The organism is Ruegeria sp. BC5 (assembly GCF_056539205.1).
This window is the reverse complement of record NZ_JBQFUN010000002.1, coordinates 325,104-338,964: the sequence shown is the minus strand read 5'-3', so window position 1 is coordinate 338,964 and position 13,861 is coordinate 325,104. Positions and strand designations below refer to the sequence as shown.

Genomic DNA, 13,861 nt, shown 5'->3' with positions numbered 1-13,861 from the left:
GCCGCCCTGGCTATTTAACGATTTTCAGGAAACAGTTCTCGCATGAGAAGGCATGCAAACAAGTGAATCCAGGCACTTTGCTTGACGTATTACCAATTCATGTCATAGTTTTTCTCCCTTTTCGGCAAATGGAATGTTGTATTGCTATATTCTATTCAAGCGCTCAGGGCGATTGCCGCGTCTGCCGTTGCATTGCGTCACAGTGTGTATTTTGTTGATATTTCAAGCACTGACGCTTTTCCGGTAAGCAACTACATTTCGGGCTTGGGTTCTGCCGGTGTTCATATCTTTTTTGTTGTCAGTGGCTTCATCATGATGTGGACCAACCAAGACAGCAGCAGCAACTGGCGTTCCTTTCTAAGAAAACGCTTTTCGCGCATCTACCCGTCCTACTGGTTAATTGCGGCGCTGAGCATTCCGGCAGCCCTCTATCTGGGTGCGCAACTGCCTGACACCGCAGAAAAATGGTTTGGCGCCTTTTTCCTGCTGCCAGAAGGTGCAAGCTCATTGATCTTTGTGGGTTGGACACTGGCCTACGAAGTTTACTTTTATCTGCTGTTTGCCTTGGCACTGGCACTTGGTTTGCCAGCGTTCTACCGGGTTCTGTGGTTGACCGTGTTTTTTGTAGCCAGCATCTTTGTGGGCGTCTTCTTGATCCCTCCCAGCATGGGGTTCATGGGGATTCCCAAATTGGTCACCAGTGTTTTACTTCTTGAATTTGCAGCCGGTGCTTGGATCGGGTGGATGGCAACACGTGGGTTAAAGGCGACCGTCAGCTCAGCAAGCGCCATGATCCTGATAGCTGCGGCTGGGTTTGGCCTAAGCCTTTGGTTGGGTTACAAACAATACCCTTCGGTAATTTTATGGGGTATCCCAAGTATATTGCTGGTCATTGGATGCATTTCGTTGGAGGCGCGTGGCGTTGGACAGCGATTTTTTCGTTGGCTCAGCCCGCTTGGGGATTCCTCTTACGCGCTGTATCTCATCCATGCGATTCTCATTCCGCTTCTAATGGCGTTCATCCCACAATTGGACGATTTGAGCCTTTTCGCGTTTCTCACCCTCTCATTTGCGATTTTTTTGATCAACATTCTGATCTCACATCTTTACTTCCTTTACGTAGAGCGGCGATTGGTGCGGTTATCTAATCAGTTACTCGCCGAGAAAACGAGTGCAAGGCACAGATCACAATAGCAGAGCAGACGGGCTCTATTTGCGCGTAAGATAGTTTATTGGGCTGCTATGCGTTGATACAGCGTCCACGGTTTGGCTGCGGCCAATACCCTGAACTCATCGATCTTCTGCTGCAAAAGAATCCATCGCACAGATTACGACGGTATCCGCTATTGCTTGAGGCAAAACAGCTGAAGCTGAAGCTGCCGTGCGATCAGTATCCTCGCTGATCTTTCAAGTGTAGCCTGTAAATCGCCTAGTGATCCGGCCACCCGATTGGGCTGTTGTGTGGGGTTGCCAATTGTCGGCACTGGGGTTTCGTTGAAGATCATAAGAGAAGACAAGGGTATGCAATGGGGCCATAAGACTTGGGGTCTGTGGTACTCTCCAAAAAAAGCAACGACCCCACGAGCGTTGCGATCACGGATCGCCAGTAAGAGTGTTTTCAAAGACAGGATTGAAGCCAGAAGCGTTAGCAAAAAAGAAGGGGACGCGCACTTAGATGCCCGCCACCAAATAAGTTTGGGGGTGTGATCAGATCCAGCACTGCACGGAGTAATACGGCAAGCTTCATGCGACTATCGATTCGCAAACCCTATTAGAAGACCTCTTATCGCCCCCCCCCCCCACAGGACAATGCCAAATCTCTGGTCTAGCGTGTGCCACGTAGAATCCGCCACCTGCAGTTACCGTATGCAGGAATAACAAGGCGGAAACGAAGCTAAAAGAAGCTAACCATGCGTCGAATCTATTTCCCTTGAATGCGATGGGCTGACGCGGGTGAACAAGTGGTCCGATCACTTGTCTTTGGCCCGGCGTTGTTGCCAGCAGGATTTAGGTGGCAAAGCACACCAATGTACTGCCGATCCAAAGACGGATCGGGTTACTCAAAATCCCGATGATCACGGCCACGCTCGGCCTGCGTCAAGGGACCGGTGAGCATTCAATTTTAATGCGGCTCAGGGTTTAAGAGTGAATCGCCGCCCAAGGGTCAAAAACGCCGTGCTTGAGCTGGCAGTAAAGTTATTTTGGTCATCCCTTTCGTATTGGTAGCCAATATTCATCGCCCAGTCCTTTGTGATTGCACGACTGTAAGAGGCGCTGATCGTGCCCCGGGTGCGTGGGTTTGATGGACCTGAACCTTCTGTTTGCTGATCAAGAACATCGACACTGAAAGAGAGCGCCGAAACAGGATTAATGAAATAGTCATATGTCAGAAAGGCTAATGTCTGGCGTGTTTCCAAGCTGTCGGTACTGGTACCAACCCGTCGTTGGATCGTTGCACCGATCCGGGAACTAAGCAGCCGGTACGAATAGTTGAGCTGGCCGATCGGGGTTATCTCGTCAAAAGGCCCCCGAGTGAAACCAATATCAAAATTCAACGTTCCGTTTGTTAGCTGGTAGTTGCGTCCGGCAGTTGCATTCAGCCTAGTGCCGTTCACGCCGAATGTTTGATTGATCCGTACGTCGGCGTTTCCATCTGACAGCGCCTTGTTCCAAGTAAAGTTCCAGACGAAGCTTTCAGTGGTGTTACTCGTATTTGTCGCACGTTGCGTATCGTCGACCTGGCTGTATCCGGCATCCAACGAGACGAATGTCGTGGAAGAGAGGTTATATGCTCCACCCGCTGAAACAGTTGTAGTCTGCGTTTCAGTTCGCACGTTGTCTTCGGCCGTAAAATCTTCGTAACCGACGCTCAAATTTCCCTGTAAAACCGGAGAAATCTGGAACAACAGTGCTGAATCAAAAATATCTGATCTGTTTTCGATCAGACTCGGGTCGAATGTGTCCTTATAGCGGCGTTCGCGGTGGCTGTAGTCGAACTGGAATCCCACAGGGGCATTCAGACCCACGGCCCAGCTCAGGTTCGCAAGGGTGTTGATCTGATCTCCGGCGGTTCCGAGTACGTCGGCGGAATCAATGATGCCATCCAGGTTGGTGTCTGTCAGCGACCGGTTAAAGGCCAAATCCCGTTCGGTATAATCCAACAGCAGGTCAAGGCTGCTGTTCAATCGGGTACGCTGATAAGCCAATTGCGCGGATGGATCAGAAAACGATGATTCAGTCCCTATGATCGGTTCGTTGGCGATCCGGTATAAGCCCGATAAATCGATAGCCAAAGTGGAATCGTTTGCTTGCTTCAGGATATTCAGGGCAAGCTCGTTTTCCCACCAAGTAGTTGATCCGAGAGACGGATCTGTCAGTCTGAGATTGTTATCATGCCGCAGTGAGGACAGGTAATCTAGCGTGACAATCAAGTCAGACCCCGTACCGGCTGACTGGACAATTGTGGGTGGGCCAACCTGCCGGGCTGGGTTCTGCAGAGCCTGTTGTGCAATCAGCTGTTGGCTGGGCGTTTGCAGAACAACCGTTGATTGGGCGGTCGACTGCTGCAGCGGTGTCTGCGTTGCAGCAGTGGTCTGTGCCGTCGTCTGCTGTATCGGCGGTTGTGGGATTGGGCTTTGTTGACCAACTGCTGGCGTCAATGATGCAGCAAAAGCTACCCCGCACCCCAGCGAAGCGGACAGCCTGTTCCTAAATTTTCCCACCTGTATAAGCCCCTATTCGAACAAGCGGCGTGCTGGAACAACAACAACGTCTCCGGGTTTGAGCAAAGTATTTCCCTGGATGCCGCCGCCCGTGCCTTTGTAGTTGTAGGTGTATCTGTTCATCACGCCTGTTTTAGTGTCGGGCCGCCGCAATTCGATGCGTTTTCTGGCCGCGAAATTGGTCAAGCCGCCAGCCTGAGCCAAAATCTGAAGAATGGTCGTACCCTCTGTCGCAATATGTTTCCCAGGTGCGTTGACCTCACCCATTATGAAAACGTCGATCGTCGGACCGGTTGGGGCGAGCGCGCCCTGCAACGGGGGTGGTGCAAGCGATGCCACCGAAATAAATACAGTCGGCGGTGCATTGAAGTTGGAAGACAGCGCCGACGAGAGCGACGAGCTTAGCCCATTGGTGGATTGCCCGGCTGCGCGAAGCGAGCCAGCAAGCGGGAAGTTAATGGAGCCGTCCGGCAGAACCAATATGGTTCGGTTCAACGTGGGATCTTCCAGAACTTCGACCTGAAGCGCATCACCCGGTTGGATTTGATACGAGCCTTGCGCCCACGATGCTGATGCTGCGACCATGGCGAAGACTAGAGAAATCAATGCTCTTATAACTGTACGCATATATAAATCTTTCACTTTTCCCTCCCTTTTTACCTTTATGTTATTTTCAAAACAATCTGTTGGTTTTTTGACAGGGGCATGGTGCGGCAGAAATGCAGCGTTCCGTCCCCGCATTATTGTCCAGCGATATTTGCTGCGTTCAATTGCTTTATTTCATCCTCTAATGTTGGAGATACATTTATTGTAACCCCAGTTTCTTGTGCGGCCCTAAAGGCGTGCAACGCCGCTTGTGGCTGGTTAATTGCAGCATAGGTTTTGCCCAGATGGTAAAGTACCAAGGGTTGGTCCGGCAAAGCCCTGGCCGCTGGCTCAAGGTATATGAGCGCTTCTTGATAGCGGCCCAGCTGATAGGCAACCCAGCCATAAGTATCCTGAAATTCGGGTATTCTTGTCCCATGCAACCGTCGCGCCAGATGCGCCGCTTGTTGCAGGCTTTCGTCGTCGTTGCGGTGACTCGTCAGAAGGCTTGCCAATTTGTTGGCCACGATCTGAGACTGGTTGCTGAGAGGGTACAGCTTTTCATAGACCGCAATCGCCAAGTCTAGTTCCCGGGCGCGTTCGTGTTCTGTCGCCTGCAGCAATAAAAGATCTGGATTCTCCGGCAGAGTTGATAGCGCTTCATCCAATATGGCTTGGGCCTGTTCAAGCTGTTCACGCTGAATATGCAATGAAAACAAGCTGGCCCAGACACGGGCCGCGTCCGGGTGATCTTTGAGGATCGCGCGGTGAAGTTGCTCGGCTTCGTCGAGCTTACCTTCACCCGTCAGAACGCGAGCTTTCATAAAGCGCAGGTTCAGCGATCCCGGGTCTTCCGCCAGCAATTCATCAAGTCGGTTGGCGGCACCGGTCACGTCGCCCTGTATTAACATCTGCCGGATAAGCGCAATGTCGGCTGACAGGCCAAATTCAGGATCGTTTGCCAGTTCGTCCAAGAAAGCCGTCAGTTCATCCTTGCGTTGCTGGGTCGACAGCATTTGTGATCTGAGGTCGTCTAACCGTTGACGCGCGCTTGGGTCGTCCAGATTGCGGAGTTTGTTCAACACCACATCGAGTCGTTCCCAGTTTTGCAGGTTTAGGTACACATTGCCGAGAGCCAATAACAGTTCAGGGTTCTCGGGAAGCCGGTACAAAGCGTCGTTCAATACGCGTTCGGCAACTACTAGATTGTCCTCTTCAAGAAGGAACCGGGCATAGTTCAGTGTCTCTTTTTGTGCATTCCGGGACGCCTCTGTCGCGAGTGCCAACATTTTACCCATCACAACCCGATCATCGTTGCGCTCGTGGGCGCGCGCCATCAAGGTCATAAGCTGTGAATCCCGAGGTGTGACATCCAGCGTTTTGCGCAACAGCACGATTGTGTCGTTGATTTTATTTTCTTCTATCAACCACGCTGCCTTCAATTTTACAGCTTCAATGTGTGTTGGGTCTTCGACAAGGACGCGCTCAATCAAAGCTCGGCCTTCCTTGGTCTCGCCGACATCCAATAGCATCCGGGCGAATTCCACTTCGCTGTCGCGGGTTTGCGTGGTCCGCTTTGCGTTCGCAAGCAACTCCCGCATCTCGCCAAGTGCGGTTTGCGTGTCCCCGATCTGGAATTTTAGCACTGCCCGCGTGGTTTTGAATCGCGGCGTATCGATTGTGTCCAAAGCAATAATCTGATCCAACTCGGCAATCGCCAGGTCAGGGCCACGGTACTCTGCCAGAAACGCGATGAGTTTTTGCGTCGAAAGGGGGTCCTGCGCCTCCTGCTCTGATTGTTCCCGCAGAAGGCCTTCGGCGGCATCCAGTTTCTTATAGCTAATATAATGTTCGAAAAGACTTTGCTGAATGCTTGTGTCCTCGGGGAAGACCTGCTGCATCTGCATCAGCTGTTTTTCGATTTCCTCGGGCTTTTGCAGTTCCTGCAACGCGCCGAGCCGAATGGTATGCAACTTGGCCTGCTGCGGCGCAAAGCTTAGAGCAATATCGGTTTCGCTTAACACAGTTTCCCAATCCTGAGAGCGGACCAGATCGTCGATGACGATCTGTCGCGCGGACAACAGGTCGGGGCGGTCCTTTAGGAAATCATGGGCGATGGCGACGGTGAGTTCTGCCTCGGCTGTTTTCTTGGTGTTGACGGCCTCGGTATAGGTCAGCGAGTTGTTGAGGGATTTGATCTCGATGTCATCGGGGGCAAGTTCTTTTGCAACACCCGCATAGCGGCGCAGATCTTCCCAGTTCTCAGTTTCCAAAGCCATCTCAGCCAACGCGCGATGTCCTTCGAGGTTGTCCGGGTATTGCTCAACCAGTAACAGAAACTGGCTGTAAGCGATCGAGGTATTGCCGCGTTCACGTTCCAGCCGGGCATAGATCAGGCGGGCTTCTTTGTGTTTGCTATTCAGTTTGAAGACGTTTTTGAATTCGTACAGCGCGCTCTCGACATCATCCTTTTCAAGGAGGGCTAGACCAGCCTGAAAATGTGCCTCGGCCCGTTCTTCGGCTGTGTCACATGCGCTCAACACCAGAACTGCCGCCAAAAAAACAGCCGCCAATCTGTTGCCAAAGGATAAAAAAGTTACACGCAACGCTGTACTCCCGCAGAATCTACGAAAGGTACCCACCTTGTGGCGTGCCCTGCCTCAGCAGCCGGTGCCGCGCAAAACAACGGAAACCGTCCTGATCAGGATGGAAAGATCAGTGCCGAACGACATACTCTTCCAATACTCAGTATCATGAAATGCACGCTCGGCAAAAGTAGACTGGTTGCGTTTGGAAACCTGCCACGGCCCAGAGATGCCCGGCCGCATGGAATTGTAGAAATCGCCAGGATACAGTTTTTGCTGGTTCACCATCATAGGGCGGGGGCCGACCATGGACATCTCGCCTGTGAAAACGTTCCAGAACTGCGGTAGCTCATCCATCGAGGATTTGCGCAGAAACGACCCGAACTTGATGATGCGCGGATCATTGAGGAGCTTTTGATTGCGATCCCACTCTTCCCGTGCGCCCGGGTTGTTTGCCAGATGCTTTTTGAGAACTGTCTCGGCGTCATGCACCATGGTGCGCAGCTTGAGCATTTTGAAAATCTTGCCGTCTTTGCCGACCCGTTCCTGCCGATAAAAAGGCGTCACACCCTGGCAGGCCAGAAATACGGCCAAGAACAAAACCATGGGCACAACAAACGGCGCTGCAAGCAGCACAAAGACGATATCAAAGATGCGTTTTCCTACACTTCTGTAAATCCCTGGGTAGGTCGCCAGGGCAGGTGCAACAGAAATATTAGAGTAGCCAGTATCGGCTACGTCCTTCGAATGACTTGTCACTATTTAAACCCCCAGCACAAACAAAAAACCAAGAACCACTTACCCAACTCAGAAACTGACTACGCTCAACCTCGTCACATATTTAAGAAATATTGTTTTATTATATTGCAGAGCATTGCCGTTTACACACACGATACCAGCCTGCTCCACTCGCAAAGATTAACAAATTCTGGTCATCTTGCAAAACATTAATCATGACAGCTTTGTGCGCAGAACCTGAAAAGAGTGGGTATTTCAGGGTTGTTTGGAGCTGGGATGCGCCAGACCTGATTGAGGGTCTTGTGAGATTCTGTATCCAATACTGCAACAATTTGCATAAAACTTAGTTTTTGGTGCTTAATACTGCATTGTGCGGCGGGGCGGGAATTTTCTTTGTGAGGCTAGTCTTTGGTCTCTTTGCCGCTTTTCTGCACAGTCTTCTCAAGTGTTTGATGGGCATTACGACGGATACCACCAGGGATTGAGGTGGGCGAGCGCCAAATCACCAAGTGTGAAATTTAGTGCTGATTGCTAGTGTGATTTTGTGGCAGAGTAGTCCCCAGCTGCATTTGATTTATGTAATATGTGTATCGTGTAAGAGGTTTCTGGTGGTTCAGGGTATGAGTGTGGGTAATCTCCGGGGGGCCAGTACGAGGTTTGACAAGGCGGAAGGCAACCGTGGTGCAATGGCGTCCAGTGACGGGTTTTATTTAGAATTCTTCGGGCTGGACCGGCGCCCCTTTACGCTGCTTCCGGACCCTGGGTTTATGTATTGGTCACCGCTGCATAAACGCGGTTATTCGGTGCTGCAATTTGGGATCATGAGCTGCGCACCGATTACGCTGCTGACTGGTGAGATCGGGGCCGGCAAGACGACCCTGGTTCAGCAACTTCTGAGCGAAATGGAGCAGCAGATCACCGTCGGGCTGATCTCCAACGCACAGGGCGGGCGAGGAGAGTTGCTGCAATGGGTGCTTCATGCGCTGGGTTTGCCGATTAATAAAGACGCCACCTACGTGCAGCTGTTCAGGGCGCTGCAGGATTTTCTGGTCTCGGAATATGCCGCTGGGCGGCGGGTGGCTCTGATTTTCGATGAAGCGCAGAACCTGACAGTCGAAGGGCTTGAAGAAATCCGCATGCTGACCAACATCAATGCCAACACGGATGAGTTGATCCAGCTTGTTCTGGTCGGACAGCCCGAACTACGTGAGTTGGTTCTGGACCCGAAAATGCGCCAGTTGACGCAAAGGGTGGCTGCAAGTTTCCATCTGGAGCGGATGGATGAAGCTTCGGTCGAAGCCTACATCCGGCACCGGATGAAGACGGCGGGTGGCTCAGGCGAGGAGTTCACGGATGACGCCTGCGCACTGATTTTTCAGCAGACCCGCGGCGTTCCGCGCCTGGTGAATCAGTTTTGCGATTTCGCCCTGATGTACGCTTGGACCAACGAAGCTGACAAAGTTGATGAAGATGTTGTCAATCAAGTGGTCGAAGATGGTGTATTCTTCGGGGGGAATTCACTAGAAAAGGAGGCAATAGTCTGAAATGGGCCCGGTTCGTTACTATTCTTCCATTTTTCTGAGGCGGCTCCCGTATTTCCTTGCTGTGTCTTTGGTTGTTTCGGTGGCTTCCGTCATCATAGCGATAACGTTGCCTCCGTCATACGAGGCTCAAATGCGGCTGATCGTTGAATCTCCTCAGATTTCTGGGCACCTGGCGTCCAGTACTGTCAATACTCCTGCTTTCGAACAGATGCAGATCGTTGAGCAGCGCCTGCTCACACGGCCGGTTCTTCTGGAAATAGCGCGAAAGCAGTTGGTTCTGGAAAACATAGACAATGCAAGCCCCGATCAAATTGTTGGTGTCATGCGCAACAACACGACGATTCAAATCAGCTCTGGTCAGGGCCAAGCCAACCTAATGACAATTTTCTTCAATGCGCGATCGGGTCAGATCGCTGCCGGGGTGTTGAATGAATACCTGACCGAGATTCAGAAGCTCGACGTGACCTATCGCAAGAACCGCGCGTCAGATACGCTTAGTTTTTTTGAAAAAGAAGTCGAGCGTCTTGGGAAGGAGCTTGATATACGCAGTTCCCGGATATTGGAATTCGAGAGAGAAAATTCCGACGCATTGCCAAGTAACCTTCAGTTCCGAACCGCGCAGCAAGCGGCATTGCAGACCAATCTAGAACAAACGGATCAGCAGATTTTCTCGCTTAAAAGCCAACGCGAGAAACTTTTGGAGATTTATGGTTCAACCGGCCAGATCGTGGGCGTAGCACAGCAAAACAGAACACCTGCGCAGGCGCAGCTGGATCAGTTGCTGAACGAACTCGACTCGAAGCTCGCGATCTATTCGGAAACCAATCCGCAGATAAGGCTTCTGCGTGCCAGAATTTCCAAATTGGAAGAAACTGTAGTTGCCGAACAGGCAGCCAATACAGCAGCGACTAACCCTCAGACGGGCAACTCGACGCTGGATCTACAACTGGCCCAGTTTGATTCTCAGATTTCGGCCCTTGAGGATCAAAGGATTTCAATTGTGGACCGCTTGGCCAAGCTGACGCTGACGATTGATCAGACCCCGGCCAACGCGATTGCGCTTGCAGAGCTGCAGCGGGATCATGACAACATCCAGGCCCAGTATAACAGTGTGGTCGATCGATTGGCGGCGGCATCGACCGGTGAACGGATTGAAGTGACAGCACAGGGTCAGCGCATATCGGTAATCGAATATCCTGTCGCGCCAGCTGCACCGACAAAACCCGACCGCATGATGGTAGCGGCAGGGGGAACTGCCTTTGGCATTTCGCTTGGCCTGGCTTTGGTTGTTCTGCTGGAACTTCTCAACCGTACGGTGCGTCGTCCAGAGGATTTGATCAACAAGCTCGAAGTTTGGCCGATCGCAACCATTCCCTATTTGCCCTCACGAGGAGAGATGATTAGGCGCCGGATTGGCTGGAGCATGGTTGTCCTGGCTATTCTGATTGGTGTGCCCGCGGCAGTTTGGGCCTTTCATACGTATTATTTGCCGCTGGATTTGATTGCAGAACAAGTGATCGAAAAGTTGGAGGTCTATTGGTGACTTTTGTATCTACAAGATTGGACAGGGTGTGATGGATCGTCTTCAAGAGGCAATTCGCAAAGCTCGCAATGAACGCGAAAGCCGCCAAGCGGAACCTATTCTGCAACCCGGGGCTCCGCAGCCTGTTCCAACTGATGACAGCCAAGATGCCTGGAGTTCTCTGCCCGAGTTGCAGATTGATCAGAACTTGATCGCTCGTAATCGTCTGATTGCCTATCACGGCGGGCCTGAAGCTGCCCCCTACGATATGTTGCGGACAAAGATGATTCAGCAACTTCAGTCCAACGGCTGGCGGCGCATCGCCCTGACATCCCCGTACAGCGGATGTGGTAAAAGCACGGCGGCCGCAAATCTTGCCTTTAGTCTGAGCCGACAGAAGGACCTGCGTACAATCGTCATTGATTTTGATATGCGACGCAGAGGGTTGGCCGAAATCCTGCGGCAGACCGGCAATCACAGCATGTCCGATGTCATTAATGGAAACATTTCGTTTGAACAGCATGCGCTGCGCCATGGTGAAAATGTAATCTTTGGATTGAACTATTCGTCAACACGCAATCCAGCCGAGATTCTGCAAAGCCGGGCCATGATCGAAACACTGGAACAAATCGAAGCAGAGTACCAGCCGGATATCATGCTGTTCGATACTCCGCCGCTGATGGCCAGCGACGACAGCCACGGGTTCCTGAAGAACGTTGACTGTGCCCTGCTATTGGGTGCCGCCGAAGAAACCAGCGTGGACCATGTTGACCTGGCCGAACAGCAACTGGCAGAGCTGACGAAGGTCATGGGCATCGTGCTGAACAAATGTCGCTATATCAGCGAGGCTTTCGGCTATGAGTACGGCTCGTACTGATCCGGCTCCGACGGATGCGGTCATTATTCCCCATTACAACGACCCTGATAGACTGGAACGATGCCTGCGGGCGTTGATGGAGAACGACACCACCGAAACAGAAATCGTGGTTGTAGACAACGCGTCTCCGGTCTCGTTGGACGAGGTGAAGCTGGCCTTTCCTGATGTGCGGTTCATCACTGAAACCCAGAAGGGCGCGGCGCATGCACGAAACAAGGGTATTGCCGCAACCACAGCGCCAAGGTTGTTTTTCATAGATGCCGATTGCGTTCCAGCGCCTGACTGGCTGACGGTCGGCCGCGCAATCGCCAACCGGGCTGACCTTGTCGGGGGCCGAGTTGACGTGTTTGACGAAACCCCACCACCGCGCAGCGGGGCCGAGGCGTTCGAGGCCGTTTTTGCATTCAATTTCCGCAGATATATCGAGGTTCAGGGGTTTTCCGGTGCAGGCAATCTGCTGACGCGCCGCGACGTGTTCGACGCGATCGGCGGGTTTATAAACGGTATATCGGAAGATCAGGAATGGACCATGCGTGCTGTCGCGCGAGGTTATAGTCTGGTGTACGAGGATCGGTTTCGTGTCAAACATCCGTCAAGACAAGATTGGTTCGCGCTCAGGACGAAATGGCGACGCATGACGCAGGAAGCGTATCAGTTGAACGGAACCGGAGGCAAAGCACGCCTGAGATGGGCAATTCGCGGATTGGCAATGCCTGCCAGTGCCATGGTACATACGCCAAAGGTTCTGGCCAGCAGCAGACTGAATTCAACCGGTGAAACCTTGCGAGCTATTGCCACTCTTATCCGGCTCAGGTGTACACGAATGGTCTGGATGCTGCGCCAGGCCGCCGGTGGCTCCATCTGAACGAGGTCCGGTAAGTAAGCACGGCTTAAATTTACCATAACATTGATTCCACGTCTTGAAACATGCGTTACACCCGCATTTGGTCCCCGCTTGGCTCCAAAAGGCTTAACGTTATTTTTTTGACGTACTCGGAACAGTCTCGGTCTGAGCGCACAATTGTTTAGCCCAGCTTTGGTAACTGGTTCTGAAACATGGCTCATACAACCGGAAACCACAAAAACCGCAGAGCGCGCATATTTATCCTTCGTCCCCCTCTAAATTTCGTGTAGCCTCAACCGCGATGTACATACTGAGTGCAGGCGCTCAAATTTGCAGCCGAATTATTTGTTTTATTCGTTTGTAGTGCCTGATCGTTTTAGAAAACCGACGCGAAGCAATACCGGTCGGATTATAACTGCAGAGAGCGCTGATGAACGCGTCTGATTTTGATCCCAACGACATGCATCTAACCGCCAAGCGGATTCTGGTTACGGGTGGCGCAGGCTTTCTCGGCTCGCACCTGTGCGAGGCCCTGCTGAAACAAGGGCACGAGGTTTTGTGTGTCGACAATTTTTTCACGGGTCGGCGCGGAAACCTGCACCACCTGCTACAAAACCCCCGCTTCGAGGTCATGCGCCATGACGTGACCTTTCCGCTGTATGTTGAAGTGGATGAGATTTACAATCTGGCCTGCCCGGCCTCTCCGTTCCATTACCAGCACGATCCGGTCCAGACGACCAAGACGGCTGTGCATGGTGCGATCAATATGCTGGGACTGGCCAAGCGGGTCGGTGCTCGAATTCTGCAGGCTTCGACGTCCGAGATTTACGGCGATCCGCAAATTCACCCGCAAACCGAGGATTACGTCGGCCACGTCAATCCGATCGGACCGCGTTCATGTTATGATGAGGGCAAACGCTGTGCCGAGACGTTGTTCTTTGACTATTACCGCCAGCACAACCTGCCGATCAAAGTGGCGCGGATCTTCAACACCTACGGGCCGAACATGCATCCCGATGATGGGCGTGTCGTATCCAATTTTATCATGCAAGCCCTGAACGGAGAGCCTATCACCATTTACGGTGACGGCAGTCAGACCCGGTCCTTCTGCTATGTATCCGATCTGATTGACGGGCTGATTAAGCTGATGGAATCCTCTGATGATGTGACCGGGCCGATTAACCTGGGCAATCCGGTGGAATTGAGCATTCGTGAGCTGGCCGAGTCAGTGATCCGCCAGACCGGCTCGAACTCTGAGCTGGTGCAGCGCCCGTTGCCGCCAGACGACCCAATCCAACGCCAGCCGGATATCACTCGAGCCCAGGAACAACTGGGTTGGTCGCCCCATGTACCGTTGGAAGAAGGGCTGGAAGCAACAATCGCCTATTTTCGGCGCATAGCTGTGGCGGCGGAGAGCGCTGTAGAACGGATATGAACGTATCGG

10 protein-coding genes are annotated in these 13,861 nt (G+C 52.3%); 6 read left to right on the top strand and 4 right to left on the bottom strand.

Translation table 11 applies throughout. The annotated features are described in order from the left end of the window. Positions 1-141 precede the first annotated feature (141 nt). Positions 142-1,194 carry an acyltransferase family protein gene (locus tag ACR0LY_RS09570; RefSeq protein WP_170350115.1) on the top strand — a complete coding sequence of 351 codons (1,053 nt, stop codon included), beginning with the start codon at positions 142-144 and terminating at the stop codon, positions 1,192-1,194. 938 nt (positions 1,195-2,132) lie between these two features. Here the strand turns inward: ACR0LY_RS09570 and ACR0LY_RS09565 are convergent. The 4 genes from ACR0LY_RS09565 to ACR0LY_RS09550 form a co-directional block, all read right to left on the bottom strand. After that, complete coding sequence (locus ACR0LY_RS09565) at positions 2,133-3,659, bottom strand: hypothetical protein (RefSeq protein ID WP_480640827.1); 1,527 nt, start codon at positions 3,657-3,659, stop codon at positions 2,133-2,135. 75 nt (positions 3,660-3,734) lie between these two features. Next, entirely contained in the window at positions 3,735-4,364 is a 630-nt protein-coding gene (locus ACR0LY_RS09560; RefSeq protein ID WP_368039997.1) for a polysaccharide biosynthesis/export family protein, read from the bottom strand. A 98-nt stretch (positions 4,365-4,462) separates the two neighbouring features. Then, positions 4,463-6,880, bottom strand: a complete 2,418-nt coding sequence (locus ACR0LY_RS09555) for a tetratricopeptide repeat protein (protein WP_170350113.1) — start codon at positions 6,878-6,880, stop codon at positions 4,463-4,465. A gap of 87 nt (positions 6,881-6,967) precedes the next feature. Beyond that, entirely contained in the window at positions 6,968-7,651 is a 684-nt protein-coding gene (locus tag ACR0LY_RS09550) for a sugar transferase (protein ID WP_170350112.1), read from the bottom strand. Between the two features lie 665 nt (positions 7,652-8,316). Between ACR0LY_RS09550 and ACR0LY_RS09545 the strand changes: the two genes are divergently transcribed. The 5 genes from ACR0LY_RS09545 (at position 8,317) to ACR0LY_RS09525 (ending at position 13,852) form a co-directional block, all read left to right on the top strand. Then, positions 8,317-9,174, top strand: a complete 858-nt coding sequence (locus tag ACR0LY_RS09545) for an AAA family ATPase (protein WP_170350111.1) — start codon at positions 8,317-8,319, stop codon at positions 9,172-9,174. A 130-nt stretch (positions 9,175-9,304) separates the two neighbouring features. Next, positions 9,305-10,717, top strand: a complete 1,413-nt coding sequence (locus ACR0LY_RS09540; RefSeq protein ID WP_170350110.1) for a GumC family protein — start codon at positions 9,305-9,307, stop codon at positions 10,715-10,717. Positions 10,718-10,748: 31 nt separating this feature from the next. Next, positions 10,749-11,573 carry a CpsD/CapB family tyrosine-protein kinase gene (locus ACR0LY_RS09535; RefSeq protein ID WP_170350109.1) on the top strand — a complete coding sequence of 275 codons (825 nt, stop codon included), beginning with the start codon at positions 10,749-10,751 and terminating at the stop codon, positions 11,571-11,573. Then, the gene (locus ACR0LY_RS09530; protein WP_170350108.1) at positions 11,554-12,438 is read left to right on the top strand and encodes a glycosyltransferase family 2 protein; all 885 of its coding nucleotides are present in this window, start codon (positions 11,554-11,556) and stop codon (positions 12,436-12,438) included. Before ACR0LY_RS09535 ends, ACR0LY_RS09530 begins: the two co-directional genes overlap by 20 nt. Before the next feature lie 409 nt (positions 12,439-12,847). Beyond that, positions 12,848-13,852 (top strand): UDP-glucuronic acid decarboxylase family protein, encoded by a 1,005-nt coding sequence (locus ACR0LY_RS09525; RefSeq protein ID WP_437440774.1) that lies wholly within the window; start codon positions 12,848-12,850, stop codon positions 13,850-13,852. The last annotated feature ends 9 nt before the right edge of the window (positions 13,853-13,861 follow it).